Source organism: Streptococcus sp. 449_SSPC, assembly GCF_001073005.1.
Lineage (GTDB): Bacteria > Bacillota > Bacilli > Lactobacillales > Streptococcaceae > Streptococcus > Streptococcus salivarius_F.
In genome coordinates, this window is sequence record NZ_JVGR01000029.1 from 387511 (window position 1) to 412289 (window position 24779).

Here is a 24779-nt window from a genome sequence, read left to right on the forward strand (position 1 = left end):
GTGTTCGACATTTGTCGTTATATATGTGAATCGTTTGTTATTTCGATATGAAAAACGAACGATGATAAGTCAATAATGGTCTCTCATATGTAAGAGAACATATTCTAAACTAACAGAAGAAACCAGCACTGTCAACGGTTTTAGGCTATTTAAGAACTATTCTAAAGAGCAGATAAGAATGATTCTAAATAAAAGAAAAACAACAGGAAATAACCTGTTGTTACTTATTATTTTGTACGACGTTTTCGAAGGAATCCTAGGCTTAGAATGCTTAAGAGACCTGTTACAAAGAGTCCACGATTTGTCTTTTCACCAGTTGATGGCAGTTGCTTATCAGTTTGACGACTAGCTTCAGTCTTAGCCTGATTATTGCCATGAGCAACAAGCCCTACATCTCCGACAAGGTCCTCTGGACTTGAGGTCTTGACTCTTGTTTTAGTTACCTCAGTATCTTTGCCACCAAATGACACAGTCTTCTCAGAAGGCTTAGCTACTTCCTCAGTTGGTGTCTGAGCATTGGTTAAACGAATAATCGTCGCTGTTAGTGGGTCCAAGGTCAAGATGTGATTGTTGATCGCAACACCTGATAGCTCACTAATTCCAGATAGATTAACTTGATTGCCATCTGCTAAAACCATATAGGATAGACCATTTGTAAGCTTGCTCAAATCAAACTGACGAGCCTTGCTATCCGCATTGACATAGACAAGGTAACGATCCCCATTGGAAGCAACAGTTTGGTATCCTAATACCAAATCTTCTTGAGCAACATTATCCTGACCAGGAACTGTCAATAGTGTCACACGAGCATCCACATCTGCTTTTGATTTGAAATTGAAGGCATCCGTAGACTTACGTAAGGCAATTAACCCTTTGGTAAAGGCACGCGTTTTCGTATTTTCTGGGAACGCCTGACTATTAGTCGCCTTAGTCCAGTCAAAATGGTTAACCGCATCACTTGAATCATAAGAATCATGGATGAAGTAAGGATAGTCAAATGGATTGCCCTTTTCATCAACTAAGAGGTGCGACTTGTTCGGCACCTTGTCCTCAGATACAGGATAACGGTAGGCAGGATCACGGAACTGTTTGGTGCGGCCGTATTCCTGACCAGAGTGAATAAATGGTGTTCCCTGAGCAGTCAAGACCATGAGGTTTCCTAGACGCAAGCGACGATGAATTTCAGCATTATTCTCAGGCTTGCTTGGATCCTTCTTGATTGATTGGGCGATGATATCAAAAAGGGTAAAATTATCATGAGCAGCAATATACTGAATAACATCTCCTGGTGTATCAGCCTCGAAGTTAGTTGGTTGCGCCTTGATATTGTCAAAAACCTTATTAATATCACGTTTTCCACCTGTGATGAAGGCCGGTGTTCCCTCGTTTGGATAACCTGATTTGAGGGTATTTCGAATATCATCTGAAAATACTGCTACGGTATCTGTGTCTTTCATCCAAGACTGATCGGCAGGCTGAACAGGGCTATTTTCATCGCCAGCATAAGTCACCCAACCCTCACCAAGCATAATGAGATTTGGATTAAGGGCGCGTGCAGTATTGTATGCTTGCTCGATACTTTCAGCATCATGGTCACCCATCATATCAAAACGGAAACCATCTACTTTATATTCCTTAGTCAAATAAGCAATGGAATCCACCAAGACACGACGGCTCATATAGTGAGTCGTACCTAGACGACCGCCTCCAAAACTCGAACGAGGAGTGCCATCAGCATCCATAAAGTGATAGTAATTTGGCTCAAGGTCTTCAAAAATAGCTGTCTTGGCTGTATGATTGTAAACCACATCCAAGATAACACCCATACCATGGGCATGGATAGCTGCAACTAAATTCTTGAATTCTTCAATACGTTTAGCTGGATCACTAGGGTTTTCAGAATACATACCCGTCAAAGAGAAATAGTTTTGTGGGTCATAGCCCCAGTTGTAGTTACTATCGCTTGATGCATAGGCAGCCAAACGCTTGCCATTTTGCAATTCATTAACAAAATAGTAGCTCAATACTGGCAAAAGCTGAATATGAGTAACCCCAAGGTCTTTAAGATAATCCAAACGCTCCGCAAAGGCTGCAAAAGTACCAAACTGGTGCCTCAATTCAGTTGAGATAGCCTTGTCAGAGGTGAAATCTCGGACATGGGCCTCATAAATGATGGCATCTTCTCGAGATTTAAAGTTAGGAATCTTAGCGTAGTCAAGGTCTTTTGGTCCATAATTAGCAGGATCTACAAAGGCAGCCTTGGCAATCTTGTGTTCAGGTCCCTTGTTGGCATCGTCACTATTCCAAGCTGCCAGAGATTTCGCATAAGGATCAAGAACAATTACTGACTGATCTCCACGTTTAATGCGGTATTGATAGAAATAACCAGTTAAGTTTTCAAGGCCAAAATCAGTCGCAAGGAGGTCAGCTTGCCAAGTACCTCTAGGGCCTTTGCTTAGAGCGTGTTCAGCCAGCACCTTGTCTTGATTATTCTTATCATAGACAATGATGTCTACTTGATCAGCACTTGGTGACCAAAGTGTCACATGTGCCTTAGTACCATTTTCTTCTAGTCGAGCACCCAACTCACCATCATAACTGTAGAGGGCATCCTTTAATTGCCAGCTCTCAGATGTTTTAAAACTATCACTGCCCAAAGTGACCTTGTAAGGCAGATTTTCTGCAGCAAAATCACCTGTTAAAGTAGCTTTTTTAAGTTTAGCATCCAAGTCAAGCTGTTTAAGAGTGACACTGTTACCATCCTTATCCGTCACCTTAAGGTCTTTAAGAATATCCTCAGATGAGACCTCGTCTAAGTTGGTGAAGCTAAGTTCGATTTTGCTTGGACTAAGCTGCTGAGCCCCAGTCAAACGCACATCCTTGACAAAGTAAGGGTTGGTGTAGACTGTCGGATCAGTATCTCGTACGAAAAGCTGACGAGATTTTTTCAAGTCACTAAATTTATAATCATTTGGTAGAATTTTCACATCATCTCCAGTTTTGCTCTCATCTAAGAGTAAAAATCCTATCGATTTTGCCGCTTGTGTTAGTGGAATATCTAAGTAGGCACCATACTTACCATTCGGTTGGAAATTGACACCATCAGGCCAATTGCTTGGAGCGTCCTTAACATCACCCCAATACCAGACAGACTTATTGCTATAGTCGCCATCCGTACGGAAATAATTGATACGAACGTGGTCTTGAGGGATAGGTTGATAGCTGTAAACTTGGAAATCTTTGTCAATCCAGGCCTCATTCATTTGAGGGCTAAGAATTTCGACTGATTTATCCCCTGAAAGGTTCGTTCCAGCAGAATTATTAATCAAGAAGCTAAGTTTTTTAGGTGCTGAAGACATCTTCACATCTAAATAGACACCATAATCATCCTGTTTGGCTTCAGCAAATGAGGTTGCCCCTGTCGGCCAAGCCCCCTTCTGAGATGATGGTGTCTCAACATCATCCCAAGTCCAAAGACCAAGAGATGACTTGTCTTGACTTGGCAACTCTTGGAAATGCAAGCGAATAGTCCCCTCAGCAATAGGATCTTCAGACGCATTCGTAAGAGCTTGACTATTATTAGTACTTACTGTTTTTGGCGTGTTTTCGCTAGTTTCAGTTAGCTTGGTAGTCTCAGTACGGCCAGTATTTCCTTCTGGAAGAGAAACTGGCTCATTTACCTTGGAAACAGAGGTATTCTCAGCTGTTACAGGAGCTGTTTGCGTTTCAGTTACTAGTCCACTGGTAGTAAGACTAGAATCAGCTGGTTCTACCTGTGTGCTTGATTCGGTCGTTGATACTGCTTCATCTGCCTTGACGACTTGAACAGCAGAAAAGCTCAAAAAAATAGCTCCAATGGTTACAGAAGCCAAACCTAACTTGTACTTGCGAAGGCTATAACGAAGGATTTTTCCATCATTAGCTTGAGTATTTCTTTTCATAGAAACTCCTTTTGTTAACGTTTTCATGTTTTTTAATATACCATTTAGCTTTCATTTATGCAAGCGTTTTCTCTCTTTAAAAATTAAAAAAGAGAGAACCATAAGATTCTCTCAATCTATTAATTATAAATAGAATAGTAACGCTTAATCCCTGCCACAATTGCGTTAGCTAAAGTCTCCTGATAAGCAGAGGGATTCAATCGAGCTGCTTCTTGAGGATTTGACAAGAAACCAAGTTCAAGAAGGACTGCTGGCGCTGTCGTTTCACGCAAGACCACAAAGGTTTGACGCTTCACGCCCTGATTCTGAGCACCAGTCGCATTAATCAAGCTAGACTGGATGGCATTGGGCAAGGTATCACTCATGCTCAATCGAGTCGGATTAGCATGATAGGTCGCATTAATACGTGATGGATATTCTGCATAAGGTTGGTAATAATAAGTCTCAATACCCTGTGCTGCAGAACTTCCTGAAGCATTGATGTGGATACTTACGAAGATATCAGATTCAGAAGCATTGGCTGCACGTGAACGGTCCGTCAAGTCGACATAGGTATCACTTGTGCGAGTGGTTACAACTTGATACCCTTCTGCTTCTAATTTAGCTTTCACACGACTTTGGATAGCCAAAGTCAAGCTCTTTTCAGAGATACTGATTTACCACCTAGGCCAATGAATTTACCGTCATTGTCAACCAAATAGACATGAGAATTATAAAAACCGCTATCACCCTTATGGTTGCTTGAACGAACGGTTACCTTGTAGTCTCCATTAGCTTGCTTAGCTGCCTTATACCAGATGATATCATCTTGGCCGTTCTTTTCTGACCAGGTTGGAACCAAGACTTCTTTGAAGCCACGTGGGGCAACCAAGTTTGAGATAACAACATCGTAGCTACCAGTAGCATTGTTCAAACCAGTGATAGCAAGGTCGGCTTTAGGTTCTGACAAAGTAACTTTTGTTTGTGTACCACCTACACCGATTTGTGAGCCATCGTTTTGGATATAGTAAAGGTGAACATTGTAAAGACCTGTAGAGTATTTATGGTTAACCACTTGGACAGTAACCTTATAATTGCCATCTGCTTGACGTTTTGCTTCATACCAACGAATATCATCTTGTCCGTCTTTTGCAGACCAAATAGGCACTTGAACAGTACGAACACCTTTAGGACTATAAACATCACTGATAATGACATCAAAAGTACCAGTATCTTTATTGTTATTAACTACTGAAATGGTACCTACTGGTTTATTATGTTTCACATCCACAATTGCTTCAGTGACATAATGACGTTGGTTGGCATTATCTACGATATAAACGTCAGCACGGTAATTTCCTAGAGAATTCTTATGCTCACTAGACTTAATAGTAACACGGTAGCTACCATCAGATTGGCGACTAGCTTTGTGCCAAACAAGATCATCTTGTCCGTTAACCAAGCTCCATGATGGAACTAAGACTTCCTTAACTCCATTTGGTGCTACGATATTGCGGATAACAGCGTCAAAAGTACCTAAATCAGCATTATTATTCTCAATAACTAGACTTGCACTAGGGCGAGTTTGCGTAACTTCTACCACTTTTTCAGTGAGATAGAAACGTTTGTTAGAGTCATCTACAATGTAGGCATCAGCACGGTATTTACCTGTTGAATTCTTATGATCCGTTGCCTTGATAGTCACTCGGTAAGAACCATCAGCTTGACGAGTGGCCTTGTGCCAGATGAGATCATCCTGACCACCAGCCAAACTCCATGATGGAACAAGAACCTCTTTCAAACCTATAGGTGCAACAATATTACGAACAACGGCATCAAAAGTACCTGCTGCAGTATTGTTGTTTTCAATTGTAAGGACACCACTTGGTCGAGCATAATCAACAGACACTACTTTTTCGGCAATATAATGACGATTGTTAGCGTTGTCCACGATGTAGGCATCAGCACGGTAATTCCCTTTATTGCCCTTATGCTCACTTGCCTTAATGGTTACACGATAGCTACCATCATTTTGCTTGGTTGCCTTATGCCAAATAAGGTCGTCTTGACCATTTTCAAGACTCCATGATGGGACTAAAACCTCTTTAACACCTAGTGGTGCTGAGATATTAGTGATAACGGCGTCAAAAGTTCCTGCCTTAGCATTATTATTTTCAATAGCAAAACTTGCTTTTGGTTTCAACTGCTCTGGTGTCTTACCAATGAAGACTTGCGTAGTTGTTCCACCAACACCAGTTAATTGACCATCTTTTTGAATATAATAAAGATGAACATTGTAAAGGCCTGTTGAGTTTTTATGAGCTGAAGCCTTAACGTTTACTGTATAAGTTCCATTATTTTGACGGTTAGCCGTATACCAGATAATGTCATCTTGGCCATTAATTTCTGACCAAATTGGAACAGAGACAGTTTCAACACCGTTTGGTGCCTTAACATTAGAGATGACAACATCAAAGCTACCAAGAGTTGGATTGATATTGACAATAGAAATGGTTCCACTCAAATCGCCTTGAGTGGCATCAACCTCAGCACTGGCATTAGCTGTGAAACGTCCTGTATAGTCCACGCTATGGTCAAAGACATGTTTACCTGGCAAGAGATTAGCCGTAGCTGAAAACTGCCATGCACCAGTTTTGGCATTATAGCGCATGTTCTTAGCACTTGTTGCTGTAAGAGTTGTTGATGGATACTGGGCAACCCAGAAATTCTCAATCCCAAATTGAGAGGTTGAGACAGGTCCACGGTAGCCTATATTGTTCTCATCCAACCAGCTAGCACTTGTATAGAACATCAAGTTGTTGTATCCATGCTTACGCATTTCGTTAACCCAAGCTTGAGTGTTACGGTTGATATTTGGAAGCATCTTAGAGTCTTCGAAATCATTAACCATAACAGTACTCTTTGGAAGGTTTAGTTTTTGTGCAGCTTGGATGTAGAAACGAGCTTCTGCACGTGCTTCTTCCTCAGTTGTGTATCGAGAAAAATGATAGGTTGATACTTGCAGACCAGCAATTTGAGCATTGCGAACTTGTGAGGGTGCTTTAGGGTTGTTGTACCAAGTGTCCTCAGTCAACTTGACAACAACACCACCCACACCCTGGCGTGCAAGAGCACGATAGTCATCTACACTGATATAACCATTATGGCTGCTGACATCGATAAAAGTCTTTGGTTGTACCTTAAGCGTTGGCGAAGGAACATCCGTAGAATTCGTCAATTTAGCAGGTGTTGCTACAGCGCTGTTTGACGTTTCCGAACTTGTCGCACTTGTAGAAGCTGTTGCACTTTCTGAACTAACAACTGAAGATGTTACTGAAGTTGATGCTACAGCAACAGTAGAGTTAGCTACTGAAGTTGATGCCGCAGTTGTTACAGCCTCTGAACTTTCTGGTGCAAGTGACGTAGATACCGCAGGAGCACTAGGTTTTGCCAGCTCACTCGTAGCTACGGGTGCTGAAACAGTTGAACTAGGAGTTGCAGGCAAGGCTGCTTCTCCACCAAAAATCTCAGCCGCTGTCGCAGGTTGATACTGATTTCCTTCAGTAACAGAAGGCGTTTGTGTCGCCACTTCATCAGCTTGAGCAACCTGAGTTGTGACAGCCAAGAGAACAGCCGCACTAGCATAGTAGATAAAATCTTTCGTTCGCATTTAACTTTCCTTTTGCATTTTTATAATACTTTAACCATTTTACCATAGATAAACTCTCATGGAAAGGTCATTATTAAAAGTTTTCTAAATAAGGCAGAAATATTATAAAATTCTAAACGCTACAAAATTGCGATTTATCTTATTTGAAAACCCTTTAACTACCTATTCGTATTTAACACTAAAAATCCAAAGAAATTTGCAAGATATAGCTAAAGATGAAAATGTGTGACAAAAGAAAAATCCCCGAACATCTGTCCGAGAATTTTATCAACTTTATTTACGTTTTGGTGGGTTATGGATAGCTTCTCCAAGTACGTCAGCAAAGGCTTCATACATGTTTTCAGAGAAGGTTGGGTGACCGTGGATAGATTGCAAGAGTTCATCTACAGTCAATTCATTTTCCATAATTGTTGATGCTTCGTTAATCAATTCAGCTGCGGCTGGACCGATAATGTGAACTCCAAGGATTTCATGGTACTTCGCATCCGCAACAACTTTAACAAAACCGTGAGCTTCGTTTGAAGCGATGGCACGTCCGTTACCAGCGAAGCTTGATTTACCAACGAGGACATCACCGTATTTAGCGCGTGCATCCTCTTCAGTAAGACCACACATAGCGACTTCTGGGTGAGTGTAGACAGCTGCTGGTGTGTAGTCAAGGTGAGCCTTACGGACATTGCCACGCATAGCATTTTCAGCTGCAACTTCACCCATACGGTAAGCCGCGTGAGCAAGCATCTTAGTTCCGTTAACATCACCTGGTGCGTAAATTCCTGGGATTGATGTTTCTTGATAAGGATTAACTTTGATACGACCACGGTCAAGTTCAAGGTTAAGATTTTCAAGACCATCCAATTGTGGGACACGACCGATTGAAAGAAGGGCACGATCCGCTACAATCTCTTCACCATTATTAAGTTTAAGGGTCAATTGGTTGTTAGCTTCTACAATCTCAGAAACCCCAACAGATGTCATGATTTTCATACCCTTCTTAGCAAGGATTTTTTGAAGTTCAAGAGATACTTCCTTATCCATAGCAGGAATAATGCGGTCAGCCATCTCAACAACAGTCACTTCTACACCGTATGAGGCATAAACAAGACCAAGCTCGATACCAACGACACCACCACCCATAACAGCAAGTGATTTAGGCAATTCACGTAAGTCAAGAATATCATCTGATGTCATCACAAGTTGTGACTCAATACCAGGAATATTGATACGAGATACTTTAGATCCAGTCGCAAGGATGATATTGCGTCCCTTGATTGTTTCTGAACCAATAGTAACTGTCTTATCTGGGTTAACTTGACCAAGACCGTTGAAAATAGTGACCTTGTTAGCCTTCAAAAGACCTTGAACACCACCAGTAAGGGTCTTAACGACAGAGTTCTTAAAGTCAACTGTCTTATCCATATCGATAGTGTAGTTTGTTGACGCTAGGTTGATACCACGACCTGCTGCAATCTTAAGTCCATCAAGGATTTCTGCATTTTTAAGGTAGGTCTTAGTTGGGATACATCCTTTATTCAAACATGTTCCACCAAATTCAGATTTTTCAACGATGGCAACCTTACCACCAAGTTGTGCACCACGAATGGCAGAATAGTAACCAGCAGGACCACCACCGACAACGATAATATCGTACTCATTGTCAGCAAGAGGTGCTTTTTCTGCAGCAGCTGTTGGAGCAGCTTGGACAGGAGCTTTAGGAACTTCAAGACCAGCTGATTCCAACTGAGCAGTTGCTTCTGCAACAGGTGCGCTAGCAGCGTTATCAGCCACAACTTCACCTTCTGCTCCAATATAACCAATAACCTCAGTAACTGGTACAGTTTCACCAGCCTGACGCGTAATCTTCAAAAGAACACCAGAATCTTCTGCTTCAAGTTCCATGTTCGTTTTATCTGACATGATTTCAAGAAGGATATCTCCCTCATTAACCACATCACCCTCTTGTTTTTTCCACTCGATGATTTCGCCTTCCTGCATGTCCACACCAAGCTTAGGCATAATAATCTCAAAAGCCATTTATAAGATACCAAGAGCGACCAGAAAGCGACTGAAAATTAGGCGTCTGACACGTCAGCCTGCTGACGTAGACAGACGGTCTATTTTCCAAGCTTTCCGCTCGGGTTCAGTTATACCCTCTGGTTCGCCCTCTCCTTTCTATTAAAACTTCAGTTTTCAGATATTTTTTTCTTAAATCAACAATTCCATAGGATTTTCAATCAAATGTTTCAAATCAACCATGAATTTGGCACCATTCATACCATCTACAATACGGTGGTCAATTGTCAAGCATAGACCCATGATTGGACGTACAACAACTTCTCCATCAACAACAACTGGAGTCTGAATAGTTGCTGAAACACCAAGGATAGCTGAGTTTGGTTGGTTGATGATTGGGTTAAATGACTTAGTTCCAAACATTCCCAAGTTAGTAATAGAGAAGGTTGAACCTGACATTTCTGCAGCCTTCAATTTACCAGCTTGAGCTTTCTTGATGACATCCTTAGAAGCCACAACAAACTCAGACAAACTCATCTTATCTGCACCGTGAACGACAGGTACAATCAAGCCATCATCGAGACCAACGGCAATACCGAGATTAACAAATTTGTGTAATTCGATATTTTGAGCATCGTCAATCAAGGATGCATTGAGGTAACGGTGTTCCTCTTTCATAAGGGTACGCACAACTGCCAAACCAATCAAATCAGTGAAGGTTACCTTCATGCCCGTCTTATTCATGATTGGGTCAAGGACTTGCTTACGAAGAGCCATAAGGTTAGTCATGTCCACGTCATAGTTGAGGGTGAAGGTTGGTGCAGTCAAGTATGAGTGCGTCATTCCCTTAGAAATTGCCTTACGCATAGCAGACATTGGGATAACTTCCACGCCTTCTGGCAAGACTTTTTCAGGTTTAGCTTCAACCACAGGTGCAGCAGCCGCTTCTTTAACTTGCGCTGGAGCACTGATTGCAAGGATATCTTCCTTAGTAATCTTACCACCAAAGCCTGTTCCAGATACGCTAGCTAAGTCAATACCAAGGTCCGCTGCGATCTTACGTGCCAATGGAGTCGCCTTAGGTTGAGCACCTTTAAAGTTCTCAACGTCATCTGCATGAACACGACCTTTTGCTCCAGTTCCTGGAACTTGAGCGAGGTCAATCCCCAACTCACGCGCCACCTTTCGAGCCTTAGGTGTTGCACGTACTTTGCCGCCTTCGTGAACGATATGTGCTTGCGTTTGCGCTACTACTACAGGCTCTGCTACAGCGGCAACTTCTTCAACTTTTGGCGCAGGTTCAGTAACAGGTGCGCTAGCTGCGTTGTCAGCTACCACTTCACCTTCTGCTCCAATATAACCAATAACCTCAGTAACTGGTACAGTTTCACCAGCCTGACGGGTAATCTTCAAAAGAACACCAGAATCTTCTGCTTCAAGTTCCATGTTCGTCTTATCTGACATGATTTCAAGAAGGATATCTCCCTCATTAACCACATCACCCTCTTGTTTCTTCCACTCGATGATTTCGCCTTCCTGCATATCAACACCAAGCTTAGGCATAATAATCTCAAAAGCCATATTTTATGATACTAAGAACGCTAAAATGCGACAGAATTTTAGGAGTTTTACGTTAGTGTGCTTGCACACCAGTAAAACTATCTAAATTCCGAAGCATTTCGTTCGAGTTCAAATCGACTCAAACGCTTTAACGCCCTCTCCTTTCTACTTTAAATTATAATTTCCGATACTCCCACAGTTAAAACAAGAAACACATTTTACTAGCGAGAAATATCACTTAACCGTCGCTAGAAAGTTAGTTTCCTTTATTGGCCATCTTGACAATAGCAGCCTTAATCTTTTCAACATCTGGAAGAACCGCTTGTTCCAAGACACGCGCATAAGGTACAGGCACATCTTCACTTGCCAAACGTACAATTGGATGGTCAAGGTAATCAAACGCTTCACTTTCTGTAACCATAGCAGCAATCTCACCGATGAATCCACCAGTCTTATAAGCATCATTGACCAACATAAGTTTACCAGTCTTCTTAACTGACTCGAAAATCAATTCCTTATCAAGTGGGATAAGCGTACGTGGGTCAACAACCTCAACATTGATACCTTGTTCAGCCACCTCTTCAGCAGCCTTAAGAACACGTTCCAACATACGACCATATGTGACAATAGTAAGGTCAGTTCCTTCACGCTTGATTTCACCTTTTCCAAGTGGAATGTAGAAATCAGGATCTTGTGTTACTTCCTCTTTCTTACCGTAAAGTGCTTTTGGTTCCATGAAGATAACAATGTTATTGTCTTGAATAGCAGATTTCAAAAGACCTTTAGCATCGTTAGCATTACCTGGAGCAACTACTTTAATTCCTGGAATGTGAGTCAACCATGACTCAAGAGATTGTGAGTGCTGTGCCGCAGAACCAATACCTGAACCAGAGGCTACACGGAAGGTTACAGGGGTCTTCAAACCACCACCAAACATGTAGTTGTTTTTTGCACCATTATTAACGATAGCATCAAGGGCAATCGTGATGAAGTCCATGAAAGTCAAGTCAACGATTGGACGAAGACCTGTAATGGCAGACCCAACAGCTGCACCAGCGATAGCTGCCTCTGAAATTGGTGTATCTTTAACACGTTTTTCACCAAACTCTGCCAACATACCAACTGATGTACCGAAGTCACCACCATAGATACCAACATCTTCACCCATAAGGAAGATATTTTCGTCTTTACGCATTTCCTCGCTCATAGCAAGGTTTACTGCCTCACGCAAGGCCATCAATTTTGTTTCACTCATACTTGTATTCCTCAACCTTTCTCTTTAGTCTACCCATACATCTTCAAAGGCAACTGAAAGTTCTGGATCTGGGCTATTTTGGGCGAACTCATAAGCTGCATCAACCTCTGCCTTAACTTGGCTTTGGATGGCATCTAACTCTTCAGCGCTTGCGATATTTTCAGAAACGAGATAGTCACGGTATTTAATAATAGGGTCGTTATTGTTCTTCCACTCGTCAACTTCTTCCTTAGTACGGTAAACACCCGCATCGGCAGTTGAGTGACCGAACCAACGATAAGATTCTACCTCAACAATAGTAGGACCGTTGCCACCACGGACATGCTCAACAGCCTTGCCCATTGTTTCATATACAGCCAAAACATCGTTCCCATCTTCACAGTAGAAACCAGGAATACCATAAGCTTCCGCACGTGTATAAAGGTGAGGTGTATTTGTAGCCTTATGGATATCCATTGAGATACCATAACGGTTATTGATGATAAAGAAGATAACAGGTAATTTCCAAGTAGCTGCCATATTGACTGACTCATGGAATGAACCTTCGTTGGTTGCGCCATCTCCAGAGAATGCCACAACAATGTTTCCTGTTTCTTTGTATTGCTGAGTGAGGGCTGCACCTACGGCAAGAGCGTAACCACCACCAACAATACCGTTAGTTCCATAGTTACCTTTTTCAAAGTCAGCCAAGTGCATAGAACCACCACGGCCCTTAGAAACACCAGTAGCCTTACCGGCAAGTTCTGCCATCATTTTATTCAAATCCATGTCTTGGGCGATAGATTGTCCATGGCCACGGTGATTTGAAAAGAAGATATCGTCATAGCTCAAGTGTTGAACAGCACCAACGTTAGCTGCTTCCTCACCTACTGAAAAGTGAGTCATTCCTTGAACAAAGCCACGACGAACCAATTTATTAATACGTGAATCAAATTCACGAATACGTTCCATTTTAGTGAACATCTCAAGATGTGTCTCTTTAGAAAGTTTTACCATATCGATCTCCTCTATCGAAATTTTTCTATACATCTAGGATAGGTTAAAAAAACTTAATGAGCAAGAAATATGCTTGAAAAATGAAAAGCCTTACAACCTTATCACTTATAGGCAATTCGTATGCTCTTTTTTTAAGCGATATGGTATAATTGTATAGATTTTACCCGAATAGGAGAATATTTGATATTGAGTGACGTCATCGTTCACGGACTTACGGCATGTATAGCTTTTATTTTACAAATTGTTATCTTCAAGATGACCACCCAGAGGTCTCTTAGATACTGGATTCTTATTTTAGCAGGAATAGCAATTTTCGCCACTAGTTATTTTGGCATTTCCTTTCCAAAATCAGGCTTTATTGCCCTTGTACTTTTGCTAGCTACTAAATCCTACAAAAATCTAAGGCATACCATTTTGGAGACTTTCTTTATACCTTTCACCTTTGCTTTAATGGTGAGACTGGTCATTTTCCTGATTATTCCAATCTTTTTCCCTTCTGTCCTAGATTACTATTATGCTGGTCCATTCATACTCTTGCTTGCTTTCTTGCTGTGGTTTGCTCAAAGTGCCCTTCTTCAGGTGGACTACTCTCGAATGATGCAAATTGATAAGGCAAGACCTTGGTACAGATCAACATCTGTTGCCCTTTGTACCTTGGCTATTATTTACTTTGCTTCCGAACTCCTTTCGACAAGCATTCACTTTACCGTTGCTTTTCTTATTATTACAGCCTTGATTCTATCTGAGCAGGTTAATTTATATAGAAAAGACCTCAATGCTCAAACACAGGCGGCCCAAGAAGAACATTCTCACCTTCTACAAAAATCAAGCCAGAACATCAATACTTGGTACCAGAAAAAAACTAGTCAAGAGCTCTTTATCAAAGATGAAGCTGAAAATCTCTATGATATCATTCGTTTCCAACAAAACGAAGAGGCTCAGGAGTTAATTGATTACTTGCTGACTCCGAATCCACTAGACAAGAAGATTGATCATTTTTATCGAGATAAACTGGAAAATATTAAACTGCCTGATTTACAAGTACTCTTTGAAGCAAAATTTTTAAAGGCAAAAGAACTGAATGTTTGGGTTAGCATGGAGGTTCCAGAACCCATTACCATCTATCCTATTTATCCTCTAGACTGGGTATATGTCTTATCAACGATCTTGGATCACGTCATTGACCAAGCACAAGATAGTGAACAGAAATACCTTAGCTATGCTTATTTTAAAGACGAGGATAGTCAACACTTTGTCGTTGAAAGTTCAAGCACTAAAGAAGATTCAGCTATTACATCTGATTTCGCTGATCCTGAACTAAAACGTGTCAATAGTATCCTAGCTACTTATCCAAACGTTAACGTTGTTTCAAATACGCGTGCTGGGATCTATCGCTTACAAATTGAGATTGACATGACAAAAGGAGGTTACAATGATTACTAATATTATCAATCCTCTCTTACAAGCTGTTAGTTTCATTTCTATTTGGTACCTCTACCAGACCATGTCTAAAGTTAAGCCACTACGAGGACACATCTTACTTTTATTTCTATCCTATGTAGCTGCTGCATCTTACTTTAACTTAGTCAAAATCGTTATAGATCCACTTTTCTTCCTTGTTGCTGATTTGGCCCTTGTCAAAGAGCGTTCTTTCTATCATCGATTACTTTACGCTTTTTATCCAACTATCCTTTTTGATATGGCTACCCGACTACTTTCACTCGTCATTCTCCCTCACGTCTTCCATATCAAAGGTGATGTTACCCTCAATACTAACTTACATATCCTCACCTACATCTTAGCTCCGTTAATTATTTACCTAACGCTTAAGATCTTCGCAGTAGATCTCAATCAGATGAGTAGTCTTGACGAAGCTTGGGCTAGACGAAACTGGTTGCGAAGTACTGCCTTCCTAGCTATCTACTATGTCTTCTTTACTGTTATCCATGGTCTTAACAGTATCCTTCCAACAGCTAATGACCCTAAAAATTTATTTGAAATGGTTTTTAAGGTTAGTTCTAATAGTTCTGTGATTTTAGTTCTCTATATTGCCCTACTTCTATGGGATTTTTACAATTGGAACCAGGCTATTCACCAACAATCTATCGATAGACTTAACAAAGAACGTCATAAATTGTTGGGTACTATGACTAACTACAGCAAGTCCTTTATCCAGATTATCACCCAAAAGCAGAAATCCTTTGACCTATTCAAAAAAAATCTCAAGGATGTTTCACTGGCTTTGGAAGATGGAGATACTGCCAAAGCTACTAGTCTACTTGAGATTTATAAAACGGATAATGCTAGCATTGGTAATCCAGAGACGCAAGAAAACTTGGATAAGCTCAGCAATCCTATATTAGCTAGTTTTCTTTCAAATCGTATTTTGGAAATGAGAGCAGCACATGTCGACATTTCCATAAATATTAGTCCTCAGTTTGGTGAAGTTCCTTTATCTGATTTAGATTTGTATCAACTTCTCCAAGCTTCAGATAGAGCCATATTTAAACTCCTTCGTCCTGACATCAAGGTCAATAGTAGTTACCTGCAACTGGATCACTCACAACTCCTTGTTGTTGAATTACCTGTTTTGACTGACAAGGTTAGTAAGGATCAAGACCTTAATGAATTGGTAAAGAGCCTACCAAATGTTGACTATCGCATCGGTTTACATGCAGGTTATCTGACTCAAATTATTGAAGTCTTTGAGCCTGGTTATTAAGTGATAATGAAAAAGAGCCACTGGCTCTTTTTTTGTTGCTTTATATCTCTTCTCACTAAAAATTCCTAACAGTTTAGAATGAAAGGAATTATTCGCCAAACAAAAAGACACCCAAGATCATATAGACTGAGTGTCTCTATTGATAGTAAACTCCAACTAGCGTAACTTAGAAGGCGCCACCACCGCCTCCTCCGCCACCACCAGAGAAGCCACCGCCTCCAAAGCCGCCACTACCACTATTTGAATTGATAGAAAAGCTACTTACGGTATCTGAGGCAGAAACATAAGATTCTAGATAATTGACATTGTTCAGCATAATAAATGGTGTTGCAGAATAAGTAAACTCATCTAGAGATGGATTACTGAGGTGGATGTTGTATCGTTTTAGCACATCACTAACTTTTTTCGCCTGTCCATAGAGTGTCGCATAAACCAAGATACGATTCCATAGGATGACAGATTCTAATTCTGACTCTTTAAAGCTAGGAATACTCTGAATCATATTTTTAAAGCTATGCCACTGGTAATACGTTGAAATTTGAGTTTCATCAAGACATCTCTGACGACGTCTTTTCACCAAGAACCAGAATAAAACGGTAAGTCCTGCTATAGGTAGTAGTCCGAGAATATAGTAAAAACCAACTCCTGATCCAAATGCACCAAATATGAACAAAGTTGAAAGCATACAAAGCATCATTGAAAGTGCCAAAGCTGCTACTCCTAATATGTTAAATGTCTTTTCTTTCGCACTAAAATCTCTATAAATTTTAGGAAGTCCTAGCGCAAATTCCTCTTTTTCAACGCCTTTGGCTACTTGATAGCCGTCATTAGAGAATTGATATTTGACACGTTTTCCCTGAGAACGAATAGTTTCTCGCTCATAGCTTGTTCTAGCACTCTTGAATTGTTTTTCTAGAGCATCTTTATCAAGATAATAGCGCGAGAACATTTCACTATCTCTAATTTCCATGCGACCATCAAACAACATATCTAAGAATGACACTTCAAACGAAGAGAGACCTTCCTTTTCAATACGTGTCAGAATATTACTATCACCTTCTCGCCTAAAAGTGAGATAACCTCTATCAATCAAATCGAGGATGGTAGCTTGCACCATATATTTGAACTTCAAAGGACCACCCGTTTCTTCTTTTAGCCCTGTTTTATCGAAAGACTGATTATAAACATTCTTAGCTAAGACCAAAGGTGCTAAATCTTGAGGGGCTTCATAAAGACGTGCATCTCGAGGGAAAGAAGGCGCTCTAGTGCTATAAAGAACAATAAGGTAACAGAAAATACCAATAAGAACAAAGCTTAAAATTACAAGTGGCAAAATGACATAAAAAATGCGTCGATAGTTTTCTTTAGACTTTTTGATATCTCTTTCTTTTTTAAAAAACTCTGCCTCATTTGTCTTATGTAATAAATAAGCCTGATTATTTTCCCGTAAAGCACTGGTCATCGGCCAGTAGGCATGTAATTCCAATTTACCTGATGATGGTAAATTGTCTACATGAACCTGATAACCTGTAGCAGTACGTTTAACCTGTGGGTCTTTTCCAAAATAGCCAGTGTGGGCGTAAAGCTCTCCTTGACTTGCATCTAGACCATCAACTGTGAAATCAACCTGTCCAAATCCTTTATCCCAATCAGAGATTGGAAACCAATTTAAAACTGCAATATCTGAATATAGATTCAACAACTGTTGGATTTGCCAAGTAACTTTGAGGACAACCCTATCACCATCTGAACCTGAATTATAAACTTTGAGTTTAACACCATCATAAGAGTCTGTTTTTTCAACTGTAATATCTGTTTTTTCTTTCCCATTTACGGTTGCTGAAACCTTGGGATCATCCATAATAGAATAACCACCAATTTTCCCCAAGGTTACATACTGACCTTTATAGTCACTATCAAAATAATAAGTCACTTCCTGAGTAAACGTCGCATTACCATCATCATGTATAGAAAGGTGACCAACATAGGAAGGTAGACTATACTCTACCTCATCCTCGTCAGCTTGAACGTGTTGCAAAGAAAGTGGCAGAAAACAGGCTAACAAAACAGTTAAAGCAAGGTATTTAACAAGACCTTTCAGTATCTTTTTCATCATTTTGCTCCTTTAAGGACTAAAAAAGCAGGTGCAACACCAAGTGTCTCGATGTGCCCTGCTCTGATCTGCTATTTAGGCTTGATAAACAATCTCACCGTCACAGATAGTGTATTTAACACTGCCCGTAAGTTCTTCGCCTACAAATGGTGAATTGGCTGCTTTAGACTTAAAGTCTGCTGTGACCTGACGTTTTTCCTTGTCTGCAAAAATCACAAGGTCAGCTGGTCCATTTTCAGCCAAATAACCAGCATCGAAGCCATAAAGATCAGATGGGTTACTAGTCATTACTTTCAAGAGTTCCGTCAAGCTTAAGTGTCCTGCTTCAACCAAGTAGGTCAATCCAAGAGATAGAGATGTTTCAAGACCAGTCATTCCTGATGGTGCTTTAGTCACATCATCGACATTCTTTTCATCGGCATGGTGTGGCGCGTGGTCTGTGGCAATGACTGAGATGACTCCAGATTTCAACCCTTCGATGACGGCCTGACGGTCAGATTCCAAACGAAGTGGTGGGTTCATCTTGGCATTAGCACCTTTTGAGAGCAAGAGGTCTTCTGTCTTAGAGAAATGTTGTGGTGCCACTTCGGCTGTAACTTGTGCTCCAAGTTTTTGAGCAAATTCAACCACTTTTACAGATTCAGCTTTTGACAAGTGTTGAATATGAACATGGGCTTGTGTATCATAAGAAATCATGACATCACGCGCAATCATACTGTACTCAGCTACACCTGTTGCCCCACAAATATGGAATTCTTTTTTAGCAATATTTTCATTGAAACCGAGAATACCATTTAGATCAGGATCCTCCTCGTGAAGGCTGATGAAGGTATTATTCTCCTTAGCTAGCTCCATGGCTTTTTTGACAATACCAGCATTGGTCAATGGAATACCATCATCTGAGAATCCGACAGCACCGGCTTCAAGCAAACCCTTGAAATCAGTGAGATTTTCACCATCAAAATTCTTAGTAATAGTCGCAACAGACTTAACATGGATATTTTCCTTAGCTGCCGAAGTCAAGACCTCCTCCAAGGTTTCCTTATCTGAAATCGTTGGATTAGTGTTAGCCATCATTACAACTGTTGTAAAACCACCCGCAGCCGCTGCCAAGGCACCAGTATGAATGTCTTCCTTATGAGTTTGACCTGGCTCACGGAAGTGAACATGGATATCCACCAAGCCAGGAGCAACCACAAGACCAGTCGCATCGATGACTTGAGCATCTTCAGCCTCGATATTTTCAGCAATTTTAACGACTTTTTTACCATCAACAAGAACATCAGCTTGCGTATCCAAACCAGACTTAGGGTCTACAACACGACCATTTTTAATCAGTAACATAATCTTCCAACTTTCTATTTTACTTCAACCAATCAATTGGGGATTGGCCTTGAGATACAAGGTAGGCATTGGCTTTTGAAAATGGCTTGCTGCCAAAAAAACCACGATAGGCCGACAAAGGACTCGGATGGGCACTCTCAATAATGGCATGTTTAGAATTAGTCACTAGTGCCTTCTTCTTACGAGCATAGCCACCCCAAAGTATAAAGACAACAGGAGTATCCTTTTGATTGAGAACCTTAATCACAGCATCTGTAAAAGGTTCCCAAACCTGACCAGCATGCCCATTTGCTTGACCTGCTGGAACTGTTAGACAGGCATTAAGCAAAAGCACCCCCTGCTTTGCCCATGACGTTAAATCATGAAAGGATCTAGGACCTAAATCTTCCTCTAATTCCTTGAGAATATTTTTCAAAGACGGGGGAGCTGGAAGGCTATCAGGTACCGAGAAGGAAAGTCCCTGTGCTTGATGAGGCCCATGATAAGGGTCCTGACCAAGGATTACCACCCGCACTTCTTCAAACGGAGTCTCCAACAAGGCATTAAAAACCTTGTCACGCGGCGGATAAACCGTCCCCTGGCTATAAACCTGGTCCATAAACTGATTTATCTTTGAAAAATAATGGTCAGGCAGCTCCTCTTTCAGAAGCTTGTGCCATGTCGAATGTTCCATAAAAACCTCTTTTTAGACTGTTTTACACCCTAAATTATACCATAATTTGTAGGGAATATTCGGAAAATACTGAAAAAGCACCATGATTACGAAGCATTTCCTATCAAGTTTTAAAAATACATTGCTCCACAAGTTTAAAGGGCTTACAACCTTTAACTCGTTATAGTTTTATGCTATAATTTAAACTTGTATTTTAACAGAAAAGGTAACCCTATGACTACGTATGAAAATTTAAGAGCAGCCAGACGAGGTCCCATTGTCAGCATCGCTGCATACCTTCTTCTTACCATTGCAAAACTTCTAGCTGGACACTTTTTAAATTCTAGCTCTTTGATTGCCGATGGTTTCAATAACTTGTCAGATATTTTAGGGAACGTGGCCCTACTCATTGGATTGCACCTAGCTAGTCAACCTGCTGATGCAGATCATAGGTTTGGTCATTGGAAGATTGAAGACTTATCAAGCCTAGTCACTTCCTTTATCATGTTCGTGGTGGGCTTCCAAGTCCTAATTCAAACAGTCCGAAAGATTTTTCTAAGAGAGGAAACTGTAGTCGATCCCCTTGGTGCAACCGTCGGAGTTCTTTCTGCTATCGTCATGTGTGGCGTTTACTTATACAATAAAGGACTTGCCAAAAAGCTGAAATCTAGCGCTTTGATTGCGGCTGCTAAGGATAATCTCTCCGATGCCGTAACTTCTATTGGAACGTCAATCGCCATTGTTGCAGCATCCTTCAACCTCACGATTATTGACTATATTACAGCCATTATCATTACCTCCTTCATTCTAAAAACAGCCTATGATATCTTCATGGAAGCAACCTTTAGTTTGTCAGACGGTTTCGATGAGAGAAACCTCAAAGCCTATGAGAAAGCGATTCTTGAGATTCCAAAAGTCACTAAGGTTAAGAAGCAGCGTGGCCGTTCTTATGGTAGCAACGTCTATCTTGATATTGTGGTTGAAATGAATCCTGACCTCTCTGTTTACGAGAGTCATGCCATTACTGAACAAATTGAAGAGGTTCTCAGCAAGCGTTTCTCTGTCTATGACACTGATGTCCATGTAGAACCAGCTGCTATTCCCGAAGATGAAATTTATGGCAATGTCCTTCACAAACTCTCTCGCAATGAAAAGATTATTCTGTCAAAAATTCCTGACTATGAAAATCTCTTAGCACCAGACTTCTACTTAATCGATGAAAATGGTCACCACCACAATCGTGAAGAAGTCATTGCCAATCAACAACCACTTCTCAATAATTTTGACAGCTTCAAGATGACATCTGTTAGTCAAAAAACGAAATTAATTAGTTATGAGTTGGGAGGAAATTTCCACACTAGTATCTGGCGTCGAAATGAAACCTGGTTCATGATTTACCACCAAGTCACAAGGATAAAAGATGAAAAGTAACGAGCAAGCAAGCTCGTTTTTTCTGCTTTCAAATAGATTTTGTGTAACATTCAATCGATTCTAAAAATTACATTAAAATACTAAATGTTAGGAAAACTCTAACTTTTATATGTTATAATGAAGATGTTTGTCACTACCGAATTTAGGGTTTTGACAGGCAAATGATATTAATAGATAAAAATAGGTTCTGGCAGCTACAGAACCCCATATATATTAAAGGAGACACATTGTGAAAAAGAAAATTGTTGCCGTCCTTTTAGCAGCTTGTCTAGCCCTAGCACCGAGTTTGTCTAGTGCAGACGAATTGATGGATATTACACGCGCTGCTGGTTATACTGAAGCCACTGAGGCTTATCGCCCCAAATCAACCCTCTTAATCGATGGAAATACCGGAGATGTCCTCTGGGAAGAAAATGCTGATGAGGTGCGTGACCCAGCTTCTATGTCTAAGGCCATGACACTTTATTTGGTCTTTGAAGCTATGTCTAAAGGAGAGATTTCTGAAGATACTGTTATCACAGCTACTCCAACCGACCAAGCTATTGCCGATATTTACGAAATTTCAAACAACAAGATTGTTGCGGGTGTTGATTATACCGTTTCAGAACTCATCACTATGACAGCGGTGCCTTCCTCTAACGTTACAACCGTGATGCTAGCCAACTACTTGACCAATAATGATCCTGATAAATGGCTAGACATGATGAATGAGAAATCTAAAGAGCTAGGGATGACCAATACCAAATGGTTCAACGCTTCTGGTGCTGTTGCTGTTGCCTTCAAAGGTTACTACAGTCCTCAACGTTATGATAACAACCAAACCAACCAAACTACTGCGCGTGATTTGGCTATCATGACCTATAACTTCATCAAGAAATACCCAGAAATTCTCAAGTACACTAGCAAACCTGTTGTCACAGTTAAAAAAGGAACACCTTACGAGGAAACCTTCGAGACTTACAACTACTCTATTCCAGGTGCCAAATACGGAATTGATGGGGTTGATGGATTGAAGACAGGATCTAGCCCAGAAGGTGCTTTCAACTATATTGATACCATCAAGCGTGGTAATCAACGTATGATTGCTGTCATCATGGGTTCTGGTGATTGGTCTGACCAAACAGGTGAAGAGATTCGTCATACCTTTGGTAATGCTCTCGTTGAGAAGATGTACAAAGACTTCTCTTACAAGAAAGTTCTTAGCAAGGGTGAACAAGAAATCGACGGTAAAAAGTATAATGTCGAAAAAGACGTCTATGCCACCGTTAAAAAAGGTAAAGACCCTAAAATCTCTGTTAAAGATGATCACATTGTCATTGATAATGGTCTGAAGACAGTATCACCTAATATCAAGGCTACTTCTGTTAAGGCTACAAAAGTTAAGGGATGGTTCGATTTTGGAAGTAACCAAAAAGATAAAAAGGCTACTAAAGCAACGAATAATGGCCAACTCCCAGTTTATTTCTGGTTGCTATGCCTTATCCCAGTTGGTCTCCTCTACTTGATTTACCTTAATGAAAAAGGACGTCGTCAAAGAGTCAAAGAACGTCGACAAGCAAGACAAATCAATAAATAAAAGAAAGCGTGTCCATGACACGTTTTTTTATACTCTATTCAAGGAAGTCCCCCAAGAATACTGATAAAACCACCCAAAACTATGCTATAATAGTCAAGTATGACTTTTTTTACAAACAAATAACAAAAATAGATTAAAGGATGCTTTTAAGAGTGTCTAAACGTTGTTACTAAGGAAATTATTTTGAAAAAGAAATTGTTAGGACTCTTCCTGGTAGCTAGTTTGGCTTTAGCTCCCAGTCTGTCGTCCGCTGACCAACTGGTAGATATTGCACAAAAAGCAGGCTACAAGGAAGCCACCGAGACCTATCGACCTAAATCATCACTTTTGATTGATGCCAATACTGGGGACATCCTTTGGCAAGATAACATTGATGAAGTACGTGACCCCGCTTCCATGAGTAAGGCCATGTCTCTCTACCTGGTTTTTGATGCTTTGTCAAAGGGAGAAATCAAAGAAGACACCGTGATTACAGCCAAGCCAACCGATGAGGCTATTGCTAATATCTACGAAATCTCAAACAACAAGAATGTTTCTGGAGTAAAATACACGGTTTCGGAACTTATCACTATGACCGCTGTTCCCTCTTCAAATGCAGCAACAGTCATGCTTGCCAACTATCTCAGTGATAATGACCCTGACAAGTGGATTGATCGCATGAACGAAAAGTCTAAAGAGCTCGGCATGACAAATACTAAATGGTATAATGCCTCTGGAGCTGGTGCGGCATCTTACAAAGGCTACTACACACCTAAACGTTATGACAATAACCATTCTAACCAGACGACAGCTCGTGATTTGTCTATCATGGCTTATAACCTTATCAAACATCACCCTGAAATCCTTAAATACACTAGCCAACAGACAGTAACTGTCAAAAAAGGAACACCATACGAGGAAACCTTTGAAAATTACAACTACTCCTTGCCTGGTGCTGATTATGGCCTCAAAGGAGTCGATGGCCTAAAAACAGGCTCAAGTCCTCGTGGAGATTACAACTACATCTCCACATGCAAACGAGGAAATCAACGAGTCATTTCAGTTATCCTGGGCGTTGGAAACTGGGAAGATGAAAGTAGCGAAAAAATCCGCCATGCCTTCGGTAACTCCCTCATTGAGAAAATGTTTAAAGACTATTCCTACAAGAAAGTCCTAAGCAAGGGCAAACAAAAGATTGATGGTAAAAAATACGATGTCCAAAAAGATGTCTATGCCACAGTCAAAAAAGGACAAGAGCCTAAGATTAGTGTTAAAGATGATTATGTCCTTGTCGATAATGGCTTAAAAACAGTCTCACCTAAGATAAAAGCAAGTACTGTCAAGGCAACTAAAACTGGCTTCTTCCTCTTCTCTGGAGGTCAAAAAGAGAAACAAACAAGCAGTAAGCATAACTTTTTGAAACATTTTGCCTTGTTCTGCTTCCTCTTATTACCAGTTTACGTGCTCTACTTGATTTTTATCAATGAGAAAAAGCGTCGTCAAAAAGTCAAAGAACGCCGTCAAGCTAGACAAATGAATAACTAAAAGAAC

Annotated in this window: 15 protein-coding genes; 5 read left to right on the forward strand and 10 right to left on the reverse strand. The window is 40.6% G+C overall.

Going from position 1 to position 24779, the window contains the following annotated elements; translation table 11 throughout:
* Positions 1-227 precede the first annotated feature (227 nt).
* The 7 genes from ADH51_RS07915 to ADH51_RS07940 form a co-directional block, all read right to left on the reverse strand.
* On the reverse strand, positions 228-3941 hold the full coding sequence (locus ADH51_RS07915; protein ID WP_048675865.1) for a pullulanase: 3714 nt from the start codon (positions 3939-3941) through the stop codon (positions 228-230).
* A gap of 119 nt (positions 3942-4060) precedes the next feature.
* Positions 4061-4552 (reverse strand): N-acetylmuramoyl-L-alanine amidase family protein, encoded by a 492-nt coding sequence (locus ADH51_RS10225; RefSeq protein WP_239682177.1) that lies wholly within the window; start codon positions 4550-4552, stop codon positions 4061-4063.
* A 20-nt stretch (positions 4553-4572) separates the two neighbouring features.
* A complete protein-coding gene (locus ADH51_RS07920; RefSeq protein WP_239682179.1) occupies positions 4573-7590 on the reverse strand; it encodes a GBS Bsp-like repeat-containing protein in 3018 nt (1005 codons plus the stop codon).
* A 273-nt stretch (positions 7591-7863) separates the two neighbouring features.
* Positions 7864-9621, reverse strand: coding sequence for a dihydrolipoyl dehydrogenase (lpdA, locus tag ADH51_RS07925; RefSeq protein WP_048675868.1), 1758 nt, complete (start codon positions 9619-9621; stop codon positions 7864-7866).
* A gap of 171 nt (positions 9622-9792) precedes the next feature.
* Complete coding sequence (locus tag ADH51_RS07930; RefSeq protein ID WP_048675870.1) at positions 9793-11181, reverse strand: dihydrolipoamide acetyltransferase; 1389 nt, start codon at positions 11179-11181, stop codon at positions 9793-9795.
* 235 nt (positions 11182-11416) lie between these two features.
* Entirely contained in the window at positions 11417-12415 is a 999-nt protein-coding gene (locus ADH51_RS07935) for an alpha-ketoacid dehydrogenase subunit beta (RefSeq protein WP_048675872.1), read from the reverse strand.
* A 24-nt stretch (positions 12416-12439) separates the two neighbouring features.
* Complete coding sequence (locus ADH51_RS07940; protein ID WP_048675875.1) at positions 12440-13411, reverse strand: thiamine pyrophosphate-dependent dehydrogenase E1 component subunit alpha; 972 nt, start codon at positions 13409-13411, stop codon at positions 12440-12442.
* Positions 13412-13591: 180 nt separating this feature from the next.
* Between ADH51_RS07940 and ADH51_RS07945 the strand changes: the two genes are divergently transcribed.
* Both ADH51_RS07945 and ADH51_RS07950 read left to right on the forward strand, forming a co-directional pair.
* The gene (locus ADH51_RS07945) at positions 13592-14854 is read left to right on the forward strand and encodes a hypothetical protein (protein WP_223297839.1); all 1263 of its coding nucleotides are present in this window, start codon (positions 13592-13594) and stop codon (positions 14852-14854) included.
* Positions 14844-16133 carry a hypothetical protein gene (locus ADH51_RS07950; RefSeq protein WP_002884888.1) on the forward strand — a complete coding sequence of 430 codons (1290 nt, stop codon included), beginning with the start codon at positions 14844-14846 and terminating at the stop codon, positions 16131-16133. The genes ADH51_RS07945 and ADH51_RS07950 overlap by 11 nt, the downstream gene beginning before the upstream one ends.
* 166 nt (positions 16134-16299) lie before the next feature.
* On the opposite strand, the gene ADH51_RS07955 is transcribed toward ADH51_RS07950, so the two are convergent.
* The 3 genes from ADH51_RS07955 to ADH51_RS07965 all read right to left on the reverse strand — a co-directional run bounded on the left by ADH51_RS07955 (position 16300) and on the right by ADH51_RS07965 (position 20263).
* Positions 16300-18246, reverse strand: coding sequence for a DUF2207 domain-containing protein (locus ADH51_RS07955; protein ID WP_048675880.1), 1947 nt, complete (start codon positions 18244-18246; stop codon positions 16300-16302).
* Positions 18247-18321: 75 nt separating this feature from the next.
* Positions 18322-19590, reverse strand: coding sequence for a dihydroorotase (locus ADH51_RS07960; protein ID WP_048675884.1), 1269 nt, complete (start codon positions 19588-19590; stop codon positions 18322-18324).
* A 19-nt stretch (positions 19591-19609) separates the two neighbouring features.
* The gene (locus ADH51_RS07965) at positions 19610-20263 is read right to left on the reverse strand and encodes a uracil-DNA glycosylase (RefSeq protein ID WP_002890923.1); all 654 of its coding nucleotides are present in this window, start codon (positions 20261-20263) and stop codon (positions 19610-19612) included.
* Positions 20264-20476: 213 nt separating this feature from the next.
* Between ADH51_RS07965 and ADH51_RS07970 the strand changes: the two genes are divergently transcribed.
* From ADH51_RS07970 to ADH51_RS07980, 3 genes are all read left to right on the forward strand, one after another.
* Positions 20477-21673, forward strand: coding sequence for a cation diffusion facilitator family transporter (locus tag ADH51_RS07970; protein ID WP_048675887.1), 1197 nt, complete (start codon positions 20477-20479; stop codon positions 21671-21673).
* 229 nt (positions 21674-21902) lie between these two features.
* Positions 21903-23249 carry a D-alanyl-D-alanine carboxypeptidase gene (locus ADH51_RS07975; protein ID WP_048675889.1) on the forward strand — a complete coding sequence of 449 codons (1347 nt, stop codon included), beginning with the start codon at positions 21903-21905 and terminating at the stop codon, positions 23247-23249.
* Positions 23250-23432: 183 nt separating this feature from the next.
* Positions 23433-24773 carry a D-alanyl-D-alanine carboxypeptidase family protein gene (locus ADH51_RS07980; protein ID WP_048675891.1) on the forward strand — a complete coding sequence of 447 codons (1341 nt, stop codon included), beginning with the start codon at positions 23433-23435 and terminating at the stop codon, positions 24771-24773.
* The last annotated feature ends 6 nt before the right edge of the window (positions 24774-24779 follow it).

Excerpts from the sequence above, each read along its gene's own strand:
- ADH51_RS07940 (WP_048675875.1), bottom strand. The coding sequence starts at position 13,411 with ATGGTAAAACTTTCTAAAGAGACACATCTTGAGATGTTCACTAAAATG.
- ADH51_RS07930 (WP_048675870.1), bottom strand. The coding sequence starts at position 11,181 with ATGGCTTTTGAGATTATTATGCCTAAGCTTGGTGTTGATATGCAGGAA.
- ADH51_RS07955 (WP_048675880.1), bottom strand. The coding sequence starts at position 18,246 with ATGAAAAAGATACTGAAAGGTCTTGTTAAATACCTTGCTTTAACTGTT.
- ADH51_RS07935 (WP_048675872.1), bottom strand. The coding sequence starts at position 12,415 with ATGAGTGAAACAAAATTGATGGCCTTGCGTGAGGCAGTAAACCTTGCT.
- ADH51_RS07920 (WP_239682179.1), bottom strand. The coding sequence starts at position 7,590 with ATGCGAACGAAAGATTTTATCTACTATGCTAGTGCGGCTGTTCTCTTG.
- lpdA (WP_048675868.1), bottom strand. The coding sequence starts at position 9,621 with ATGGCTTTTGAGATTATTATGCCTAAGCTTGGTGTGGACATGCAGGAA.
- ADH51_RS07960 (WP_048675884.1), bottom strand. The coding sequence starts at position 19,590 with ATGTTACTGATTAAAAATGGTCGTGTTGTAGACCCTAAGTCTGGTTTG.
- ADH51_RS07965 (WP_002890923.1), bottom strand. The coding sequence starts at position 20,263 with ATGGAACATTCGACATGGCACAAGCTTCTGAAAGAGGAGCTGCCTGAC.
- ADH51_RS07915 (WP_048675865.1), bottom strand. The coding sequence starts at position 3,941 with ATGAAAAGAAATACTCAAGCTAATGATGGAAAAATCCTTCGTTATAGC.
- ADH51_RS07950 (WP_002884888.1), top strand. The coding sequence starts at position 14,844 with ATGATTACTAATATTATCAATCCTCTCTTACAAGCTGTTAGTTTCATT.
- ADH51_RS07970 (WP_048675887.1), top strand. The coding sequence starts at position 20,477 with ATGACTACGTATGAAAATTTAAGAGCAGCCAGACGAGGTCCCATTGTC.